This is a genomic window from Pseudomonas sp. CFBP 13727 (assembly GCF_014841915.1).
GTDB classification, from domain to species: domain Bacteria; phylum Pseudomonadota; class Gammaproteobacteria; order Pseudomonadales; family Pseudomonadaceae; genus Aquipseudomonas; species Aquipseudomonas baltica.
This window is the reverse complement of record NZ_JACYUT010000006.1, coordinates 344,537-365,104: the sequence shown is the minus strand read 5'-3', so window position 1 is coordinate 365,104 and position 20,568 is coordinate 344,537. Positions and strand designations below refer to the sequence as shown.

19 protein-coding genes are annotated in these 20,568 nt (G+C 64.4%); 6 read left to right on the top strand and 13 right to left on the bottom strand.

The window, feature by feature from the left end:
* Positions 1 to 125: 125 nt before the first annotated feature.
* The 3 genes from IFT76_RS19330 to IFT76_RS19320 form a co-directional block, all read right to left on the bottom strand.
* Entirely contained in the window at positions 126 to 1,352 is a 1,227-nt protein-coding gene (locus IFT76_RS19330; RefSeq protein ID WP_122477348.1) for a zinc-dependent alcohol dehydrogenase, read from the bottom strand.
* 231 nt (positions 1,353 to 1,583) lie between these two features.
* A complete protein-coding gene (locus tag IFT76_RS19325; protein WP_122477350.1) occupies positions 1,584 to 1,850 on the bottom strand; it encodes a DUF6555 family protein in 267 nt (88 codons plus the stop codon).
* A 106-nt stretch (positions 1,851 to 1,956) separates the two neighbouring features.
* Positions 1,957 to 2,217, bottom strand: coding sequence for a hypothetical protein (locus tag IFT76_RS19320; RefSeq protein WP_163007545.1), 261 nt, complete (start codon positions 2,215 to 2,217; stop codon positions 1,957 to 1,959).
* 248 nt (positions 2,218 to 2,465) lie between these two features.
* On the opposite strand from IFT76_RS19320, the gene IFT76_RS19315 reads away from it, so the two are divergent.
* From IFT76_RS19315 to IFT76_RS19305, 3 genes are all read left to right on the top strand, one after another.
* Positions 2,466 to 2,675, top strand: coding sequence for a hypothetical protein (locus tag IFT76_RS19315; RefSeq protein ID WP_122477353.1), 210 nt, complete (start codon positions 2,466 to 2,468; stop codon positions 2,673 to 2,675).
* Between the two features lie 142 nt (positions 2,676 to 2,817).
* Positions 2,818 to 5,013 carry a TonB-dependent receptor family protein gene (locus IFT76_RS19310; RefSeq protein WP_244647980.1) on the top strand — a complete coding sequence of 732 codons (2,196 nt, stop codon included), beginning with the start codon at positions 2,818 to 2,820 and terminating at the stop codon, positions 5,011 to 5,013.
* Positions 5,014 to 5,090: 77 nt separating this feature from the next.
* On the top strand, positions 5,091 to 5,627 hold the full coding sequence (locus tag IFT76_RS19305; protein WP_122477356.1) for a sterol desaturase family protein: 537 nt from the start codon (positions 5,091 to 5,093) through the stop codon (positions 5,625 to 5,627).
* On the opposite strand, the gene IFT76_RS19300 is transcribed toward IFT76_RS19305, so the two are convergent.
* The 5 genes from IFT76_RS19300 to fni are packed head-to-tail and all read right to left on the bottom strand — an operon-like array spanning position 5,509 to position 11,470.
* Positions 5,509 to 6,507, bottom strand: coding sequence for a phytoene/squalene synthase family protein (locus IFT76_RS19300; protein WP_192059861.1), 999 nt, complete (start codon positions 6,505 to 6,507; stop codon positions 5,509 to 5,511). The two genes, IFT76_RS19305 and IFT76_RS19300, sit on opposite strands and share 119 nt — an antisense overlap.
* Entirely contained in the window at positions 6,504 to 7,994 is a 1,491-nt protein-coding gene (locus IFT76_RS19295) for a phytoene desaturase (RefSeq protein WP_192059859.1), read from the bottom strand. Before IFT76_RS19295 ends, IFT76_RS19300 begins: the two co-directional genes overlap by 4 nt.
* The gene (crtY, locus tag IFT76_RS19290) at positions 7,981 to 9,156 is read right to left on the bottom strand and encodes a lycopene beta-cyclase CrtY (protein WP_192059857.1); all 1,176 of its coding nucleotides are present in this window, start codon (positions 9,154 to 9,156) and stop codon (positions 7,981 to 7,983) included. The genes IFT76_RS19295 and crtY overlap by 14 nt, the downstream gene beginning before the upstream one ends.
* A complete protein-coding gene (locus tag IFT76_RS19285; RefSeq protein ID WP_192059855.1) occupies positions 9,153 to 10,427 on the bottom strand; it encodes a glycosyltransferase in 1,275 nt (424 codons plus the stop codon). The genes crtY and IFT76_RS19285 overlap by 4 nt, the downstream gene beginning before the upstream one ends.
* The gene (gene fni, locus IFT76_RS19280; protein ID WP_192059853.1) at positions 10,424 to 11,470 is read right to left on the bottom strand and encodes a type 2 isopentenyl-diphosphate Delta-isomerase; all 1,047 of its coding nucleotides are present in this window, start codon (positions 11,468 to 11,470) and stop codon (positions 10,424 to 10,426) included. Before fni ends, IFT76_RS19285 begins: the two co-directional genes overlap by 4 nt.
* 223 nt (positions 11,471 to 11,693) lie before the next feature.
* Between fni and IFT76_RS19275 the strand changes: the two genes are divergently transcribed.
* Positions 11,694 to 12,599 carry a polyprenyl synthetase family protein gene (locus IFT76_RS19275; RefSeq protein ID WP_185793039.1) on the top strand — a complete coding sequence of 302 codons (906 nt, stop codon included), beginning with the start codon at positions 11,694 to 11,696 and terminating at the stop codon, positions 12,597 to 12,599.
* A gap of 117 nt (positions 12,600 to 12,716) precedes the next feature.
* Here IFT76_RS19275 and IFT76_RS19270 read toward each other — a convergent pair whose 3' ends face one another.
* Positions 12,717 to 12,989, bottom strand: coding sequence for a hypothetical protein (locus IFT76_RS19270; RefSeq protein ID WP_122477368.1), 273 nt, complete (start codon positions 12,987 to 12,989; stop codon positions 12,717 to 12,719).
* 226 nt (positions 12,990 to 13,215) lie between these two features.
* Here IFT76_RS19270 and IFT76_RS19265 point away from each other — a divergent pair, with 226 nt between their 5' ends.
* A complete protein-coding gene (locus IFT76_RS19265; protein ID WP_122477369.1) occupies positions 13,216 to 14,073 on the top strand; it encodes an SDR family oxidoreductase in 858 nt (285 codons plus the stop codon).
* Positions 14,074 to 14,231: 158 nt separating this feature from the next.
* Here IFT76_RS19265 and IFT76_RS19260 read toward each other — a convergent pair whose 3' ends face one another.
* The 4 genes from IFT76_RS19260 to IFT76_RS19245 form a co-directional block, all read right to left on the bottom strand.
* A complete protein-coding gene (locus tag IFT76_RS19260) occupies positions 14,232 to 14,945 on the bottom strand; it encodes an ABC transporter ATP-binding protein (protein ID WP_192059851.1) in 714 nt (237 codons plus the stop codon).
* A complete protein-coding gene (locus tag IFT76_RS19255) occupies positions 14,942 to 15,781 on the bottom strand; it encodes an ABC transporter permease (RefSeq protein WP_192059849.1) in 840 nt (279 codons plus the stop codon). The genes IFT76_RS19260 and IFT76_RS19255 overlap by 4 nt, the downstream gene beginning before the upstream one ends.
* A 4-nt stretch (positions 15,782 to 15,785) precedes the next feature.
* Entirely contained in the window at positions 15,786 to 16,763 is a 978-nt protein-coding gene (locus IFT76_RS19250; RefSeq protein ID WP_192059848.1) for an aliphatic sulfonate ABC transporter substrate-binding protein, read from the bottom strand.
* Between the two features lie 131 nt (positions 16,764 to 16,894).
* Entirely contained in the window at positions 16,895 to 18,190 is a 1,296-nt protein-coding gene (locus IFT76_RS19245; protein ID WP_122477376.1) for an MFS transporter, read from the bottom strand.
* Between the two features lie 576 nt (positions 18,191 to 18,766).
* On the opposite strand from IFT76_RS19245, the gene phnN reads away from it, so the two are divergent.
* On the top strand, positions 18,767 to 20,560 hold the full coding sequence (gene phnN, locus IFT76_RS19240; RefSeq protein WP_192059846.1) for a phosphonate metabolism protein/1,5-bisphosphokinase (PRPP-forming) PhnN: 1,794 nt from the start codon (positions 18,767 to 18,769) through the stop codon (positions 20,558 to 20,560).
* Positions 20,561 to 20,568: the final 8 nt, after the last annotated feature.

The window sequence follows — 20,568 nt, the reverse complement described above, 5'->3', positions numbered from 1 at the left end:
AATGGGTGTTACTGCTCTAGACAGCGGCCCTCGGCGATCGTTTCATCCCATGTCGATCGGTTATCCCGGTCCGTTGCTTTGCAGTGGCCAAGGCCGGGCACTGCCCAGCCTTGTTGTGGGGTACCTCAAAGCGCCGGAATGACGCCTGCGGTAGGCTCGACAACCGGGGCTTCGATGGTCGGCTCGCCAGGCGTGAGAATGACCTTGCGGCAGTCCTCCTGTTTCTTGTCGAAGATCTTGTAGCCTTCGGCAGCCTGTTCCAGCGACATGCGGTGGGTAATGATGGTTTCAGGCGTCAGGCGGCCCGCTTCGATGTGCTCGAGCAGCTCCGGCAGATAGCGCTGCACGTGGGTCTGGCCCATGCGGAAGGTCAGGCCCTTGTCGAACGCATCGCCGAACAGGAAGCCGTGGATGAACCCGGCGTACACACCAGGCACGCTGACTACGCCACCACGGCGCACAGCGGCAATGCACTGGCGCAGTGCCTTGCCGCTGCTGCCTTCCAGCTTCAATGCCGCCAGCACGGTTTCAGTGGTGCTGCCCTTGGCTTCGAAACCCACCGCATCCACCACGCCGTCGACACCTCGTGAGCCGGGGGTCTGGCGAATGATGGTGTCGGCAGGGTCATCGTCTTCATCGAAGTTGATCGGAATCACGCCGTAGGCCTGTTGCGCATACGCCAGGCGGTAGGGATGGTGATCGACCATGAAGATACGCTCGGCGCCGAGCATTCGCGCCACGGCAGCGCACAGCAGCCCGACGGGACCGGCGCCGTAGATGGCAATGCTTGAGCCCTGGCCGATCTCGGTGTTCTTCACTGCCTGGAAAGCGGTCGGCAGGATGTCGGAAAGAAACAGTACTTTCTCGTCGGCCAGAGTGCCCGGCACCTTGAACGGCCCGGTATTGGCCTTGGGCACACGGACGTACTCGGCTTGCCCGCCGGGCACGCCGCCGTAAAGGTGGCTGAAGCCGAACAACGCCGCGCCTGGTGGAATCGACTTCTTGTTCAGAATTGCCCCGCGGCCGGTATTGGTCGTCTCGCACGCGGCGAACTGGTCCAGGTTGCAGAAGAAACAGCTGCCACAGGCAATCACGAAGGGGATGACCACCCGGTCGCCGGGGCTGACTGCAGTGACGCCGGTCCCGACTTCCTCGACCACACCCATGAACTCGTGGCCGAAGATGTCGCCGTGTTCGACCGTGGGTATCTTGCCGCGATACAGGTGCAGGTCCGAGCCGCAGATGGCGGTGGCCGTGACGCGCAGAATGATGTCGTCGGCATCCTGCAGCTGGGGGTCGGGAACGGTGTCGACCTTGACGTCGTGAGCGCCGTGGTAGGTAAGTGCTCTCATGTTCTTCAGCCTCTTGATCAGGGATGGTTATCAGCAGAGGGATACCAAAACCGGGAAGTTCAAGCGGATATGCTCAGCGGAATCAGGAATCATTCCGATGTTCGATGAGTGAGCGAGGGTGCGGCGAGGGTGACTGCGGATCGGCTGCGGGGGTTGCGTGGGCAACCCCCGGCATGGTCCTGCAACAGCGGATGATACCAAGGCGATGAAGCGAAGCGCAGATCGGACGGCTCAATGAGCCGTTTCGATTCCCAGTTCTTCACGTGCCTGCTGGCCGGACGGCCTCCAGCGCACATCGGTAATACCATACTGCTCGGCCTTGGGCTTGCTGACTTTCTGCACCCGTTCGCGGCCGAACTTGGGGATGACCCCGACCCCTGCATCACAACTTGCCCAATGCCAGGCATCGGCATTGTTCAGGGTCGGTAGACGGATGATGAACGACTTTTCCGCTCCATGGAGCCGGTAGTCAATGATGAACAGTGTTGGGTTCGGCATGGTGATCTCCTGCGTTGACTCATCATTGAGTTGTGATACGCAGGAAAGATTCAGAAAATGTGTGGCACAGCGACGAGCTGTCGCTTGCCTGGCGAGCCCTCTGCAATCAGGTGTGCGAGTCCCACTCGACGGCAGGCATCACTTCCAGTGGCGCATGGGACCCCTTGCCACGAATTTCGTTGACCGCATACAGCACCAGCAGGCGAAACGTGGTGCTGTCCTTGTATTCATGGGGCGACAGGCTGCGCATCACTTGCGCGGGGACATTGGGGTCGATCAGGGTCAGGTTGAGCAGCCCTTCTTCCATGTGGGTTTCATGTTTGAGGGGCGGGTCGAGCCCTGCTAGTACCGCTTCGATGGAAGCCATGGAGTCACCCTTGACGGTCGATGTTGAGAAGGCAGGGGAATAAACCGGCTGAAATTGCCCGGGGCTGTAAAAGCTATAGCTGATGTTGGCCGAAACCGCCTCCCTGCTGCCATTGGTTTTTCCACGGCTCGGCCGCAGCCGCCACTTCCATGCTCGAGATCCTCCAGCATGCTTTTTCCTGTGCCCTGGTCGATGCTTTTGAGTAAGCTGGCGGCACGTGCAATGGATGCAACGGAGGCTGGCTAGCGATGACGGAAGACCAGGCTAACTACAAGCGGCTGCTGACGCTGATAGAGAGCGCCCAATGGCAGGCATTCGGCAGCGAGGACGGTTTCGCCCTGCGCGCTTTGCTGCTGGTCGGTTACGTGGTTACCACGGTCACCCCAGATAGCCGGACGCGGCTGGCCCTCACCGTGCGCGGCACCCGCTATCTCGAGGAACTGCGCAGCGAAGTCTGACCGCTGCGGGGCATTTCACCCACCAATGTGCTCATTGGGCCATCACGAGCGTCAATCCTCCCCAACGGGCCCGAGGCTGGGGCCGCGCCGCTTGCCAGACCCGGACCGTTCTCGGGTATACCGCTCTTCAAGGATCCGTTCCATGCCGCAACCCTCTGCGCCCCGTCTTCATGTCGGGGGCCGTCCCCACTGCCTGTCTTCGATTGCCCTGTCACGCACGCCCAGATGGCCTGCCTTGGGCCTGGCAGCCGTGTTCGGCGCACCTTCGTGTGCCCTCGCGGCCCAGGTCATGGAATTGCCGGCTGTCGAGGTCAGCGAGGCCCGCGTGAGCGAGCTGGACGAGGCAGGTCTGGCATTGCACTCGGTCCCGGGCGGTACCAATCTGATCGACGCCGACGCGATTGAGCGCGGGCGGCTGGCGGGCAATGAAGACCTGTTCAGGAATCAGGCAGGCATCTATGCCCGCGCTGCCAACAACGAAGGTGCGAAAATCTCCATCCGTGGTTCGGGCATCAACCGCGGTCCCGGCGCGCATTCTTCGGGGCTGTACCAGATGTTCGACGGCCTGCCGCTGACCGGCCCTGGTGGCACGCCCTATGAGTTGCTCGAACCGCTGTGGCTGAGCCGTGTCGAGGTGCTGCGCGGAGCCAATGGCTTCGACCGTGGCGCGCTGGCCCTGGGCGGCGCCATCAACTATGTCACGCGTACCGGCTACGACGCCGCCAGATTGCAGCTGCGCTACGAAGTGGGCAGCCATGGCTACAGCAAGCGCCAGGTCAGTTCCGGCCAGGTTCTGGGGGATGCCGACTATTATTTCAGCGTGACCGATTCCAGCTACGACGGCTTCCAGGACCAGAGCGCCGGCGGCAGCCGTGGCGCTGCAGGCAACTTCGGCTATCGCTTCAGCCCGCAGTTGGAGACCCGGTTTTTCTTCCGCTATCGCGAGACCGACAACGACACGCCCGGCAGACTGACCCGCGGGCAGATCGCCCACGACCCTCGCGCGGCCAATGGCTTGAACCTGGCGCGCGACTCCAAGCGCATCCAGCCGGGCAGTACCTGGCTGGCCAACAAGACCACCTGGCACCTGGATGACGGTGCCCGCCTGGAAGCCGGGGTGGTCTATCACGACTACCCGATGGACCTGCGCGAAGGCACCAATCGGATGAAGGTGGCCTACACCGATGTCAGCGGCACGTTGAACTATGTGCGCCAGGACGACCTGCTCGGGCATGTCAGCAAGACCACAGTGGGGTGGCGCAGCACCAAGGCATTGCCCAATTCCGGCGTGTCGGAATTCGTCCGCGTGCCCGTCGGCAACACGGCTGGGTATGCACCTGGCACGCGCACCCGCGATTACAGCTACCAGGGCTCCGACCATACGCTGTACGTCAGCAACGAACTGGAGCTGCTGCCGGACCTCTGGCTGACCAGTGGACTGGCCGCCCTGTACACGCGTCGCGAGACGGAAGTCAGTTACCCGGTGACCAACGACCGCGTCAGCCTGCATGCCTGGGACTACGCGCCACGCCTGGGCCTGCGCTACGACTACAGCCCGCAGTTGCAGGTGTTCGGCAACCTCAGTCGTTCGGTGGAACCGCCGCACCCGTGGTCGATGATCTGGGGCTCCAACCGCTACTTCGCGGCGGGCAGCGGTGCGGCCACGGGTTTGCAGAGCAACGGCGTCGAACTCGACAACCAGAGCGCGACCACCCTGGAACTGGGCGGGCGAGGGGAGGCCTGGTTCGGCCAATGGGACCTGGCCTGGTATTACTCGCAGGTGCGTCACGAACTGCTCAGCGTCGAGACCCAGGCTGCCACGGCCACGCGCTCGCAAGTGATTGGCGAGGCCAATGCCAGCCCGACGGTGCATCAAGGTATCGAGCTGGCACTGGACAGCCCCTTGTGGGACGGCCACCAGGCCGGCCGCCTGGCACTGCGGCAAACCTATACCTACAGTGACTTCCACTACCGTAACGATGCGCGGTTCGGTGACAACCGTCTGCCCGGCCTGCCCGAGCATTACTATCAGGCCGAACTGCGCTACGACCACCCCAGCGGTGTGTACACCGGCCTCAACGTGCAACACGCCTCACGCATTGCCGTGGACTACGCCAATTCCTATTACGCGGCGCCGTATACCCTGTTCGGTGCCAGCCTGGGCTACGCCGCGCCGGGCGACACCTGGCAGACCTGGCTGGACGTTCGCAACCTGACCAACAAACGCTATGCCAGCACCGTCACTCCGGGCTATGACGATCAGGGCCGTGACGTGGCGCGCTCGACCCCCGGCGACGGCCTGGGTGTCTACGCGGGCATTTCCTGGACCTTGCGCTGACCAAGCGATGAGCAGGCGGCCAGGGTCGCGCCGGTTGCGTTAAGATAGTGGCCTACCCGCTTTGGCAGAGAGCAGCAGTGATCCTCAACAGCCTGGTTTTTTTCATCACCTTGGCGGCCATGGAAGGCGTTGCCTACCTGGCCCACAAGTACCTCATGCATGGTTGGGGCTGGGGCTGGCATCGTTCCCATCACGAGCCCCGCACCGGCTGGTTCGAGAAGAACGACCTGTACGCGGTGGTGTTCGCAGGGCTGGCAATCGTGCTGATTGCCCTGGGGACCCAGGGCCTGCATCCGCTGGAGTGGATCGGCGCGGGCATGACTGCCTATGGCGCACTGTATTTCGTGGTTCACGATGGGCTGGTGCACCGGCGCTGGCCGTTCCACCTGGTGCCCCGGCGTGGTTACCTCAAGCGCCTCTACCAGGCGCACTTGATGCACCACGCGGTAGAGGGCAAGGAGCGCTGCGTCTCCTTCGGCTTTCTGTTCGCGCCTTCTACGACGCGTTTGCGTGCTCAGCTTCGCGCACTGCACCAGGGGCCGCTGCGCAAGGCGGACGAGGCCGACTCCACAGCTGCGCAGGGCGCTGCGGCCACTGCCGCCAGCGAGCGCTGACGGCGCGCCATCCGCCCTGGCTCACGGCTGCCAGCTTCTCCGCCTTCGAGGTTGAAATGCGGGCATCCCAGGCATGGCTGCCCGCCGCAACCACCTTCACGCCGATCTGTCGGTACACCGCGGCGGCGGTCGCCACGGCCCAGGCCGAGCGCCAGGGCAGGGCCGCCAGGCCGGCCTGGGCGCTGGCGTAGTAGGGTTCGGCCAGGTTGACCAGGCGCTGGGCGAGCACTGCCACGGCCGGTCGGTGCTCAGGCGCGGCCAGTGCCTGCAGCGGAATGTTCAACTCGTCCAACCACTGCGCGGGCAGGTAGCAGCGGCCGATACGCGCGTCTTCGACGATGTCTCGGGCAATATTGGTCAGCTGGAACGCCAGCCCCAGGTCACAGGCCCGATCCAGGGTGCGTGGATCGTCAGTGCCCATGACCCGCGCCATCATCAGGCCGACCACGCCAGCCACGTGGTAGCAGTACTGCAGCGTGTCGTCCTGGGTGTGATAGCGGCGGTCCAGCACGTCCATTTCAAACCCGGCCAGGTGTTCCATTGCGTTGTGTTCGGGAATGCCGTGCTCGCGCACGACCTCGGCGAACGCGGCAAACGCTGGTTCGCCGGCAGGCTCCCCGGCGTACACCGCACGGGTCTGGGCCTGCAGCAGGGCCAGCCGCCGCTGCGCTTCTTCAGCGCTGATCGATACCGCGTCGTGGCCGGCCTGTTGTCCGTCGATCACGTCGTCGCAATGGCGGCACCAGGCATACAGCATCACCGCACTGCGCCGCGTGCGTTCGTCGAACAGCTTGGCGGCTGCAGCGAAGCTTTTCGAACCCACGGCGATGCTCTGCTCGGCATGTTCGCGCAGCGCCGGATCCGGCGCCGGCGTGCTCATGAATGCAGGTCCGCGATCATCAGCCCGGCAGTCGCCTTGGCCGAGCCGATCACACCCGGTACCCCGGCGCCTGGATGGGTGCCGGCACCGACCAGGTAGACGTTGTTCAACTGCGCATCGCGGTTGTGCGGGCGGAACCAGGCACTCTGCTGCAGCACCGGCTCGAGCGAAAACGCCGAGCCCAGGTGCGCGTTGAGTTCGCTCTGGAAATCATCCGGGGTGAAGATGCGGCAGGTGACCAGATCTTCGCGCAAGCCGGGAATGTAGTGCTCTTCCAGGTATTCGAAAATCCGGTCGCGGTACAGCGGGCCCTGCACCGACCAGTCGATGGCTGCATTGCCCAGGTGCGGAACCGGCGACAATACGTAGTGGCTCGAACAGCCCGGTGGCGCCAGGCTGGGGTCGGTGACGCAGGGCGCATGCAGGTACAGAGAGAAATCCGTCGCCAGTTCGGCGCCGTTGAAAATCTCGTGGATCAACGCCTGGTAGCGCGCACCGAAGCACACCGTGTGGTGTTGCAACTGCGGTTGTGGGCGCTTCAGGCCGAAATGGATGACGAACAGCGAGTTGCTGAAGCGCTTGCCCTTGAGGCGCTTGCCCTCGCGTCGACCGCGCGGGTGCTCGCCCAGCAGGTCGGCGTAGGTATGCACCACGTCGGCGTTCGAGGCCAGGCAGTCGGCGCGCCAGCTGCGGCCGTCGCGCGCATGCACTGCCGTGGCCCGATCGTGCTCGACGTCGATCTTCGCCACTTCGGCATTCAACTCCACGGTACCGCCCAGGTCCTGGAACAGCTTGACCATGCCTTGCACCAGCGCGCCGGTGCCGCCCTTGGGAAACCACACGCCCCATTCGCGTTCCAGGGCATGGATCAGGGTGTAGATGGACGAGGTGGCGAACGGGTTGCCGCCCACCAGCAGCGAGTGGAACGAGAATGCCTGGCGCAACTGATCATGCTCGATGAAGCTTGAAACCATCGAGTAGACGCTGCGCCACGCCTGCAACCGAGCCAGTTGCGGACCCGCCTGGAGCATGTCGCGAAACGACAGGAAGGGCACCGCGCCAAGCTTGAGGTAGCCTTCCTTGAACACCGCCTGAGAGTAGGCCAGGAAGCGCTGGTAGCCGGCGACGTCCGGTGGGTTCAGGGCATGGATCTGGCGGTCCAGTTCGGCCTGGTCGTTGGCGTAGTCGAACTTCGTGCCGTCTTCCCAGCACAGCCGGTAGAACGGCTTGACCGGCAGCAGATCGACGTAGTCGGCCATGCGCTTGCCACTGAGGGTGAACAGCTCTTCGATGGCCGAAGGGTCGGTGATCACGGTCGGGCCGGCGTCGAAGGTGAAGCCCTGGTCGCGGTAGACATAGGCTCGGCCTCCGGGCTGGTCACGCTTTTCCAGCAAGGTGGTGTGGATGCCTGCGGCCTGCAGACGGATCGCCAGGGCCAGGCCGCCGAAGCCTGCGCCGATGACGATGGCGGTTTTAGCTGGATTCATGGGGGTTCTCGAACTGCCGGGGAGAAGATCTGAGGGCGGCGCGCACGGCCTCGTCGACGGGCACGGGAGGCTTGCCGACGAGAATCCGGGCGCGGTCACGCCAGTGGTTTTGGCCTGCATAGAATCGGCTGATCAGCGCGGGCGACAAGCGGTAGAAGCGTTGCATCACCCGCCAGCGATCCTGAGGCTTGCCGGCCAGGAACAACATGCGGTTGAGCAGGCGATAGAAACCCTGCGCCTGCCATTGCTGGCGTGCGTGTTCGCGGATACCCGTGAACAGGCGGTCGGCGTCCATGTCGGTCTGCTCCTCCAGCCACTGGGCCAGGCGCACCGCATGGGGCAGCGAATAGCCGGTGGTGCAGTGAAACAGGCCGGCGCGCAGGCCGGAAAGGGGTTGGCCGGCGGCTTGCTGCCAGAACGCATCGAAATCGCCGGCCAGGGTGATCGGCAGCACGCCCTGTTCTTCGCGCAGGCACTCGGCGATTGTCCAGCCCTGCCAGCGCACGTAATCGGCGATATGCTCGCGCAACTGATCGCAGCTCAAGGTGTGGCGATCCACGTAATGGGTGTCTTCGACCAGCACCGTATCGGCCGAAAAGGGCAGCACGTAGACGAAGCGATAGCCTTCGCCCTGGCTGACCCGCGCGTCCATGATGATTGGCCCCAGCAGGCCGTGGGGCTGTTGCAGGCGCAGCAGCTGGCCGACGAATGCCTGCTGGCCCAGCACCAGGTGGCGGCTGGGCTGCACGCCGCGGCCGTCGATCACCGCCTGGGCCTGCAGCGTCTCGCCACTGGCCAGGCGCACGTGTCGCGGGCCCAGTTCGGCAATGGTTTCGCCCAGGCGCAGGCTCGAGCCCAGGGCCTGGGTGATGACCTCGGCAAAGCGCTCGCTGGTGATGCTGGCGTAGCCGCTGTCGAGTCGCCGCGAGACCTCGGCGAAATGTACCTGGTAGCAAGGCCAGCGCTTGACCACCAGGGGTTCGATCCAGTGGTGCTGCTCGGCGGTCAGGTCGCCATCGTGGAACGACCAGGTATGGTTGCCGCCCAGGCTCTGCTGCGAATCGATGCACAGTACCTTCAGTTCTGGGCGCACCTGGCGCAGTCGCCAGGCTATCAGGCCATTGGCCAGGCCGGCACCGGCGAGGATCAGGTCGTAGGTCATGACGGGGCTCCGGCCACTACGGGTTGCCGCGTGCGCACTGCGGTTTCGACGACAGCCGCCGCCTTGGCCGTGCCACCCGCGCTGGCCAGTTCTGCCTTCAAGCGGGCAAAGGCCGGTGTCGGCATGTCGAGTACCTCGCGCAGCACCTGGGCAATGCGCGAAGACCGCGCGCGGCGTTGCAAATGGCGGCCGAGGCCGTGATGGCGCACCCGCGCCGCCACGCCTGGCTGGTCGAAGGCGATGGGCATCACCAGCATGGGCGTCGAGCTGGCGATGGCATCCATGACCGTATTCAACCCGCCGTGGGTGATCACCGCATCGGCCTGCTCCAGGGCCCACTGCTGCGGGGCGAAATCGGTCACCCATGTTGCGCCCAAGCGGTGCAGGCGTTGCTCCGCAGCAGGGTCGAGCAGGCCGCAGTGGGCTATCAGCAATTGCACGTCGAGGTGGCGGCAGGCCTTGGCCATCTGCTTGAACATGCCCAGGCGCTGGCCTTGCAGCGTGCCCAGGCTGGCGAAGACGAACGGGCGTTGCGGGTCGATTGGCCAGTGCCCCTGGCCCTGAATGGCAGCGTTGCGCAGCGGGCCGACGGCGTGCAGGTGGGGCGGGGCGTGCTGGCGGGGAAAGTCGAAGCCGGCCAGGGTCTGGCTGATCTGCGCCAGTGGCGAAAGACATTCGTGCAACGCACTGCGTGGCGCCAGGCCGAGGGTTTTCGCAGCGCTCTGGATAGCGCGCGCATGGGGCTTCATCAACCAATCGTAGACCTGGGTGCTGCCGCGGTACATGTGCAGGCTGCGCTCGTCCGTGGCATAGGCGAAGGGCATCACCGGCAACGGCAGGCCCGGCTCACGGTTGACCGGCAGCGCGCAGGCGATCGACACGAAAGGCAGCCCCAGGCTTTCCGCGACCAGGCCGCCGGCAGCCTCCATCTGGTCGCACAACAGCGCGTCGACGCCGTGTTGCGCCAAGGCTGCGGGCAGCTCGTCACAGAACATGCGGGTGGTCGCTGCCAATTGCTCGATGATCTGCCGCAGGCCCCACGGTGTGCCTGGGTTTGCCGCCAGACGCAGGCTGCGCTGCAGGCTGCCGGGCGGATGGCTGGCCTGGCCCAGCACTGCGAAGCCGATACCGGGAGCCGTTACCCAGCGCGCGGCGTCCGCCTGGTGGAAGAACGTCACCCGGTGGCCTCGTCGCATCAGTTCCTCGGCCAAAGCTTGCAGGGCGTGAAAATGACTGTAGTAGGCGGGCACCACGACGCCGAAGTGGCTCATCGAGGCAGGGCCTGCGGACCCAGCAGGCGGGCATGGCGCAGGCCCGTCAGATTGGCCGAGCCGGTACAGAAACAGGCCACGCGCAGTTGGCGGATGACCACCTCGAAGTGTTCGATGACCGCTTCGGTGGACAGCGTTGCGCCTGGCAGCACGGCAGCGGCCTGGCCAACGATGTCCGCGCCCAGGCGAATGGCCTTGGCTGCATCGACGCCATCGCGGACGCCGCCCGAGGCAATCAAGCGTACCTGGGGCAAGGCCTGGCGCACGGTCTGGATGCAGGTCGCCGTGGGAATGCCCCAGCCGGCGAATGCCATGGCCACCGCACGGTCGGCCGCGCGGGTGGCACGTTCACCTTCCACTGCGGCCCAGCTGGTACCGCCTGCGCCCGCCACATCGATGACCTGCACGCCGGCCTCGACCAAGGTCTGCGCGACGCTGGCCGAGAGCCCGGCGCCGACTTCCTTGATCACCACCGGTACTTTCAGAACGGTCACTGCACGGGCGATCTGCGCCAGCACGCCGCGCCAGTGCCGGTCGCCTTCGGGCTGCACCGCTTCCTGCAACGGGTTGAGATGAATGATCAGGCCGTTGGCTTCGAGGGTGTCGACCGCACGATGAGCGAGGTCCATGCCGTCTTTCTCGAGCAACTGCGCTGCACCGATGTTGGCCAGTAGCGGGATGTCCGGGGCGATGCGCCGCAGGTCGCGGGTGAGCCCCTGGTCGTTGCCGGTCTGCAGGCTGACCCGCTGCGAGCCGACACCCATGGCGATGCCCAGCGCCTGCGCCGCTTCGGCGAGGTGACGGTTGATCGCCACGGAGCGCAGGGCGCCACCGGTCATGGAACTGATCAGCAAGGGTGCGCGCAGGGCGATGTCGAGCAACGAGCTGCTCAGGTCGATGTCTGCCAGGTCCAGTTCGGGCAGCGCACAGTGTTCGAACTGGACCACGTCCCAGCCGGCACCCGCCCGTGTGCCGGCCCTGAGCGGGTCCAGAACGATGTCCAGGTGGTCATCCTTGCGTCGACTCAACTCGTCGTGCTTCATGTCAGCTCCATTGCTCAGGAATCATTTACGGCCGCCTGCGGTCTGTCCATGGTAGAGAGTTGTACGGCGCGCTCATATTCGCATAACGTATGTCCATCTTCACAGGCTCAGGCATCGGCGCTGCGCAGTCGTTCCTTGTTTAGGAGCGCAGCTGCCCGCGCCAGGCCATGCCGATACCTCGTCTCCGGCGGCCGCAGGACTCGAAACAAGAACAGAGGGAACGATGACAGCTGACACGTCTGCGACCAGCGATAGCGGTTTCACCGAGCACATGGCCTTGTTGCGCACGACCATCGAAGCGCGCCTGGACGCCTTGCTGCCCACGGCGAGCAATGAGCGCGACCTCGTGGCCACGGCGATGCGCGATGGTGCCCTGGCGCCGGGCAAGCGCATGCGTCCGATCCTGTTGATCCTGGCGTCGAACGGCTTGGGGGCCAGCGACCAGGCGGCCCTGGATCTGGGCTGCGCGGTGGAAATGGTCCACGCCGCATCGCTGGTGCTCGATGACATGCCCTGCATGGACGACGCCAGGCTGCGCCGGGGCCGTGTCACCACGCATCTGGCGTTTGGCGAAGACGTTGCCATTCTGGCTGCAGTGGCGCTGTTGTCGCGGGCCTTCGCCGTGGTGGCGGGCATCGACGGGCTGAAGCCTTCGATTCGAACCCAGTTGGTGGAAATACTGGCCAACGCCATCGGTGCTCAAGGTCTGGCCCGGGGTCAGCTGCAAGACCTGCGCGAAGGCCTGCACCCGCGCACCGCAGAGGAAATTGCCGCCACCAACAACCTCAAGACAGGCGTGCTGTTCAGCGCAATCATGGACATGGCCTACCTGATCAGCGATGCACCACCGCCTACACGCGCCGTGCTGCAGTGCTTTGCCCTGGAACTGGGGCAGGCCTTCCAACTGTACGACGATCTTCATGATCACAGCCCAGCCACAGCCAAGGACCAGGGCAAGGACGACGGCAAGTCGACCTTCATGGCGCTGTGCGGTGAGGATGAAGTGAAGCGGCGCCTGCAGGAACACCTGGACAAGGCTCGCGCCTGCCTGGCCGACGCCTATGCGCAGGATGATCACATCAGCCGCTTCCTGCAGCTGATATTCGTCAAGGCCGCTACCTGCGCGTGACCGTTCACCTGTCAGTACTACTTCTTCCCGAATAAAGCCCCTTCACGACAAAGGGCATCGAGTACGCTCGATGCCCTTTGCTGTTCGATCGGGTTGAAGGTCTGCGCTACCTGATCGTCAGGCGTGCGGGTTGCTGCCTTTCTCCGCATCGTGTTTCTTCGCGGCGTCGACGCCTGCGCTGCTCAGTTTTATCGGGTATTCGAGCGCGGGTTCGTGGTCTTCGACCGTGACCGGCTTGCCCTGGATCAGGCCTTTTTCCTGCAGCGTCTTGATCATTCCGGCCACTGCCTTCTCGCCGCGGTAATTGTCGAGAATTTCCTTGCCCAGGCCGTGGGGATGCGCGTGCAGCAAACGGGTGAGTACTTCGTGCTCAAGTTCGACGTTGCTCATGAATGCCTCTCTGACTGCTGAATGAAAATGCATCGGTTACGCCATTGTGACTCGGTCAGGCGCGAGAGATTCCTTGCGTCTGCAATCACGCCTGCACAGGCGCCGCACAAAAAAAACAAACTTTTGCGCCGACAAGGAAGTCGACTTTGCACGCGTATCCATTTCGAGGGATGTTTTCGCAACGCATTTTTTGCGCCCCTTTTTTTGCCAACCTATGGAGATACCCATGGCCAACTATCCAACTCCGCCGTTCGAGCCGCAGCAGCAATCGGTACCTGGCACGCAGTCGAAGATGAATCCCGTTCCCGACTGTGGCGAAACCAGCTACAAGGGCTCAGGACGGATGGCCAACAAGGTCGCCCTGATCACCGGTGGCGACAGCGGCATTGGCCGCGCTGTGGCGATTGCCTATGCCCGCGAAGGCGCTGACGTTGTGATCTCTTACCTCGATGAGCATGAGGACGCCAAGGACACTGCCCGTTACGTCGAGGAAGCCGGACGCCAGTGCCTGCTGCTGCCAGGCGATCTGGCCGAGAAAGAGCAGTGCCTGGCCATCGTGGCGAAGACTGTCGAGCGTTTCGGCCGTATCGACGTTCTGGTCAACAACGCCGCGTTCCAGATGAGCCACGAAACCCTGGACGAGATTCCGGACGAGGAATGGGTGCGTACCTTCGATATCAACATCACGGCGATGTTTCGTATCTGCAAGGCAGCAGTGCCGCATATGCCGTCGGGTGGTTCGATCATCAACACCAGCTCGGTCAACTCGGACATGCCCAAGCCGACCCTGCTGCCCTACGCGACCACCAAGGGCGCGATTGCCAACTTCACCGCGGGCCTGGCGCAGTTGCTGGGCAAGAAAAACATTCGCGTGAACAGCGTGGCACCGGGCCCGATCTGGACGCCATTGATTCCGGCGACGATGCCGCCGGACGCAGTGAAGACCTTTGGCGAAGAAACCCCGCTGGGTCGCCCGGGGCAGCCGGTGGAGGTGTCGCCTATCTATGTGTTGCTCGGGTCTGATGAGAGCAGCTATATCTCTGGTTCGCGCTATGCGGTGACAGGGGGCAAGCCTATTCTGTAATGCTGCGCCCGGTTGGCGGTCCTTGTTTTGTCCGCTCGGGCCTCTTCGCGGGCAGAGCCCGCTCCCACATACTCCCAAGTCCACCCGGGACCCTTGTGGGAGCGGGGCGGGCGGCGAGCCCTCTGCCCGCGAAGAGGCGCTCCAGCCGTACATAAAGATCAAACCACATGAGCGACCTGCAGCTGCGTCAACGCCTGCACCTTCAACGTCGCAAACACAGGATCACGCCGATCCCTCGGCCGTGTCAGCCCAACCTCGATATCACTGCCAATACCAGTAGCCCGATGCCCCATCACCAACACCCGATCACTCAGATATAGCGCTTCATCCACGTCATGAGTCACCAGCAACAACGCGATGTCATGGCGCTCAGCCAAGTCCAGCAACAAATCCTGCAGCTTCATTCGGGTGAATGCATCCACGGCACTGAACGGCTCGTCCAGCAGCAACACCTTGGGCCTGGAATAAAGCCCACGGGCGATCGCCACCCGCTGCGCCATGCCGCCAGACAATGCCTTGGGCAGCGCCTTGGCAAACCCGCCCAGTCCCACTTCGTCTATCAGCTGCCGCACCCAGGCCGGGTCATAATGCCCATCATCGTGAAAGCCGATGTTGCGCTCTACATTCAGCCAAGGCATCAGCCGCGGTTCCTGGAACACGAACGCTACGGAGTCGCCCGCGCTGTCGAGCTCACCGGTGTAGTCCCGATCGAGCCCTGCGGCGATGCGCAGCAGCGTACTTTTGCCGCAACCACTGGGCCCCAGCAGGCTGACCCGCTCACCGGGTTGCAACTGCAGTTCCAGGTCCTTGAGCACCACCGTGTCGCCAAATGCTTTGCGCCGGACACGGAGGCTCAACAGGGCATCGTTCATGAGCGGTTCCCCGAGGCTTCACCGGTGAATGCATCGCGCCAGCTGACGCAGCGTCGCTCGAGGGCCGCAAGCAGGCCATCGCTGAGCTTGCCGAGCACCGCTAGGGCGAGGATCGCTGCCAGAACGATATCCGGTCGCGAGGTTTCGCGTCCGTCGCTGAGCAGGTAACCCAGGCCTTTGGTCGCGGCAATCAATTCGGCGGCGACCAGAAACATCCAGGCCATGCTCAGGCCGCTGCGCAGGCCGGTGAACAATCCCGGCATGGCTGCCGGCAACAGGATACGCACGGTCAGTCGGCGGGCGTTGAAACCATACATCTGGCCGACCTCGACCAGCTTGCGGTCGATGTTGCGAATGGCGGCAACGCCGTTGACGTACACCGGAAAAAACGCACCGATGGCAATAAGCACGATCTTGGACGTCTCGTCGATGCCCAGCCACAGCAGCAACAAGGGCACCCAGGCCAGGCTCGGTATGGCGCGCAGACCCGCGAAGGTCGGCTCCAGATAGGCTTCGGCTTCTCGGCTCAGGCCCACCCACGCGGCAAATACCAGGGCCAGCGACGCACCGATGACGAAACCTGCCAGCACGCGGCCCACGCTGGCGAGCACGTGCTTGCCCAGCGCGCCCTGCGCCAGTTCGGCGAGCGTCAGTGCCACATCGCTGGGCGCCGGCATCTGGTAGGCGGGAATCCAGCCGGCCCGCACCACGACTTCCAGCACTGCGACGATCATGCAGGGCAGCAGCCAGCCCTTGGCGCCGCGTCGCCAGGCCGTCGATACACGCCCAGGGGACGATGCGGCGCCCCTGGGCAGGGCTTTTTCCGAAGTGCTCATGAATTCATGGCTTCCCGATGACTTGCGCGCTGAAGCGCGGCTCGATCAGGCGATCGACCACCTCGTTGACGTCCACGCCTTTGCGCACCAGGCCTTCGGCGGTCAGGATCGGTGCGGCAGCCTTGAGGGCTTCGACCTGCTTGGGGCCTGGCTGTGCATCGCTGAAGTCGGTACGCGACAGCTGCAGCTTGGCCACATCCAGCGGCAAGCCGGATTCCTTGGCCAGCAGCGCTGCCAGATCGTCGGGATGCTCCCGCGCCCAGGTACGTGCCTGCTCGTAGGCCTTGATGACCTGCTCGACGGTGTCGGCGTGTTCTGCCGCGAATGTTTCGGTGACGCTGATCACCCCGTAGCTGTTGAACTCGATGTTGCGATACAGCAACTGTGAGCCAGCCTGCAATTGGCTGGCCGCCAGCAACGGGTCGAGCCCGGCCCAGGCGTCGACATCGCCACGTTCCAGAGCAACGCGGCCGTCGGCATGCTGCAGGTGGACCAGCTCCACATCACCCTTGCTCAGCCCAGCCTGCTGCAGGCTGCGCAAGGTGAACAGAAAAGGGTCGGTGCCTTTGGTGGCGGCGATCTTCTTGCCCTTGAGATCGGCCACGCCCTTAATCGGCGAGTCCTTGCGCACGGCCAGGGCCGTCCATTCCGGGCGGCTGGCGATGTACACGGTCTTGATCGGGCTGCCATTGGCGCGGCTCAGCACCGCCGCAAGGCCGGCGGTCGATGCGAAGTCGATACTGCCGCCGTTGAGGTATTCCAGGGAACGATTGCTGCCTTGGCTGAGCACCCAGTCGACCTTGGTACCGGGCAGGGCTTTCTCCAGCCAGCCGAAATGTCGCAGCACCAGACTGGTGGGCGAGTAGTAGGCGTAGTCCAGGCGAACCTCGGCGGGGGCTGCGGCCTGGGCGGTGCTGCCGAGGGCGGCCAGCAGCACGGCGGCAGCCAGCAGGGGTTTGGACAGGCGTGAGAACAGGGTCATGACGATCATTCCTTGGCAGGGGGCCGGCTGGCACGCCGGACCCCAAGCCTAAATGATCTAAAAAACCAACTGTAAATACCTTTTGGATCTTAGCTTAGACTGCTGGCTAGTCGCTCGCGGGTCACTCACCCTCAGCGATTGACGGTCTTGGCCGGCAGTGCCAGAACCAGCAGGCAACTGAGCAGCAGGCAGGCGGCGAAGATCCACAGGGCAATCTGCGGGCTGTGGAAGCGATCCATCACCACACCCATCAGGGAATTGCTGACCAGACCGGCAATGTTGGCCAGCGAACAGGCCAGGGCGAAACCGGTGGCCGCTGCGGTGCCCTTGAGAAAGGTCGCCGGCAGGCTGAAGAACACCGGCACTGCGCCAATGATGGCCAGCGAAGCCACCGAGAACAGCAGGACCGTGATCGCCACGTTCTGGGTGAAGAAGGTGCTGAGAAACATCGCTGCGGCGCCGACGATGAAAGGCACGATGATGTGCCAGCGCCGCTCGCGGTATCGGTCCGAACTGGCGCCGATGGCCAGCATGCCGATCAGCCCGGCAAGGCTGGGAATGGCGACCAGCAGGCCGATGTCGCCGGCATTCGCCACCCCGGCATTGCGAATGAACGTGGGCAGCCAGAACCCCATAGCGTAGGCGCTCAGCAGAATCGAGAAATCGATGCCGCCGAGCATCCACACCTTGATGTCGAAAAAGCCTGCACGAAACGAGTGGCCGCCGCGGTTTTCGCTCTCGTCCCTGGCCAGCACCGCCTGCAGTTGGTGTTTCTCGCGCTCGCTCAGCCATGTTGCATCGCCAATGCCATTGGGCAGGATGGCCAGGCAGAGCACGCCCAGTATCACAGTGGGAATGGCTTCGAGGAGGAACAGCCACTGCCAGTTATGCAGGCCGCCGACACCGTCGAAGCTGCCCATGATCCAGCCGGAAAGGGGGCCGCCGATCAGGCTCGACAACGGCAGGCCGATCATGAACAGGGCGATGATGCGGCTGCGTCGGTACGACGGGAACCATTGGCTCAGGTAGAACAGCACGCCCGGCAGAAACCCGGCTTCGGCGGCGCCCAGCAGAAACCGCAGAAGGTAGAAATGCCATTGGCTGGTGACGAACATGGTCAGCCCGGAGAGCACGCCCCAACTGATCATGATGCGCGCGATCCACAGGCGCGCGCCGACCTTCTGCAGCACCAGGTTGCTCGGCACCTCGAACAGGATGTAGCCGACGAAGAACAGGCCTGCGCCCAGTCCGTAGGCGGTTTCGCTCATGTGCAGGGTGTCGAGCATCTGCAGTTTGGCGAAGCCCACGTTGATGCGGTCGAGGTACGAGGCCAGGTAGCAGAAGCACAGGAACGGGATCAACCGCCAGACGATCTTGCGGTACGTTTCGGCGCTCGCGTGCTCGGGCAGGCCGGAGATGGATGACATGCAAGAACTCCTGAAGCATTGAGAAAGTCGGGATGTATCCCGTAGGAGCGGTCCATGGCCGCGAACGCCGCACTGCGGTCTGTCCGATACACCGCAGCGCCTGTTTCGCGGCCGATGACCGCTCCTACGGATGAACGCGGACCCCCGTAGGAGCGGTCCGTGGCCGCGAACGCCGAACTGCGGTCTGTCCGATACACCGCAGCGCCTGTTTCGCGGCCGATGACCGCTCCTACGGATGAATGCGGACCCTCGTAGGAGCGGTCCGTGGCCGCGAATGCCGCGCCGCGGTCTGTCCGATACACCGCAGCGCCTGTTTCGCGGTCGATGACCGCTCCTACGGATGAACGGGGACCCTGGTAGGGGCGGTCCATGCCGCGAACGCCGCACTGCTCGGTGCGTGGCGATGATAATCGTTGCGCTCGATGCATGCAGCACGGGTGCCAGCCTGGGGCGCAAATAATCGCGTAGACTGCCGGCGTCGGCGAGCAGGTTCGCGCCGCGTCGCTTTCATCCACACGCTCGATCCGGCCATACGCCGGACGGCATCGGTCCGGGCAAGGCGGAGCATCTTCTTCTATGGCGCAGGGCATTTTTTTCTTTGTAGTCGGCCCAAGCGGAGCGGGGAAGGACTCGCTCATCGAAGGTGCCCGCGCCCGACTGGGCGGCAGCGGTCGGTACCTGTTCGCCCGGCGCACCATCACCCGCCCAAGCGGCGCACCCGGCGAAGACCACACGGGAGTGACTGCCGAGCAGTTCCAGGCCAGCGTCGCGGCCGGCGAGTTCCTGCTCAGCTGGCATGCCCACGGCCTGAGCTATGGCTTGTCTGCCGATCTGCTGCAGGTGTTGGAGGCGGGTGGCCACGTCATCGCCAACGGTTCGCGCAGGATGATCCGCGAGGCCGCGGCGCGTGTGCCGCATCTGGTGGTGATCGAGGTCACTGCCGCGCCAGAGGTGCTTGCCGCGCGCATTCTGGGACGCGGGCGGGAGACCGCCGAGCAGGCCAGTGCGCGGGGGCTGCGTCAGGTGGACACACTGCCGGCGGACATCGAAACCCTGCGCGTCGACAACGACGGCACACTGGCCGCTGGCATCGAAGGTTTCATCGATGCCGTGCAGAGCGTCGCCCGACGTCACGCCGGGCTGCCGACCAGCCATCCACTGCTGGCGCGCAAGGTCCAGGGTCACGCGCTGGACGAAACGCAGTACGAATCGTTGTTGCGCGACATCATCGAGGGTCGCTATACGGACAGCGAGATCGGCGCCTTCCTGGTGAGTGCCAGCCAGCACCTGTCGGATGCCGAGGTGATGGCCTTGGCCAGGGTGCGCACGCGATTTTCACCGATCATGCGCTGGGACCGGCCCATGGTGGTCGACAAGCACTCGATGGGCGGCGTCCCCGGTAGCCGGATTACCCTGATCGTGGTGCCGATCGTTGCGGCGCATGGGCTGGCCATGCCCAAGACCTCGTCGCGGGCGATCACTTCGGCGGCCGGCACGGCCGACGCCATGGAAGTCCTCGCCGAAGTGGAACTGACGCCTGCGCAAGTGCGTCAGTGCGTGGCCGACACCGGCGCCTGCATTGCCTGGAACGGTCGCCTCAACCATTCACATCTCGATGAGGTGATGAATACCATCACACGCCCGCTGCGCATCGACTCCACACGTTGGGCCGTGGCCTCCATTCTGTCCAAGAAACTGACTGCCGGTTCGACCCATGTCATCGTCGATCTGCCGTTCGGCCCGCGTACCAAGCTTGCAAGCCGCGAGCAAGCGCAGGCACTGGGCGAGCTGTTCGAGCAGGTCGGTGCGTTGCTGGGCCTGACCGTGGTGGCGCTCGTCACCGATGGGTCGCGGCCGGTGGGGCGCGGTATCGGGCCGGCGCTCGAAGTGCGTGATGTACGCTGGGTGCTTGAAGGCGCTGTGCAGGCACCGGCCGACCTGCGCGAGAAAGCCCTGGTATTTGCCGCGCAGATTCTGGCCTGGGACCCGCAGGTCGGCAGCGTCGCCGCGGGTCGGCGACGCGCCGAGCAGCTGTTGGACGAAGGCTGCGCCCTTGCCGCGTTCGAGCGCATGATCGACGCCCAGGGGCGCAGGGTGCCGGTGATGCCCAGCGCGCTGACCTGCGCCGTCCGTGCACCCTGCGCAGGCCACGTGGCCCGGTTCGACGGCTGGCGCCTGGCGGAAATCGCACGGTGCGCCGGGGCGCCCCGGCACAAGGGCGCCGGCATCGACCTGAAGGTAGACAAGGGCACACAAGTGGCGCCGGGCGATGTGCTCTACGTTATCCATGGCGCGGGCGCTGACAGTCTGGAATGTGCGGCTCGGCTCGCCCATGCCTGCAGCGGAATCGAACTTGTGACCTCGTGCTGATCGCCGTT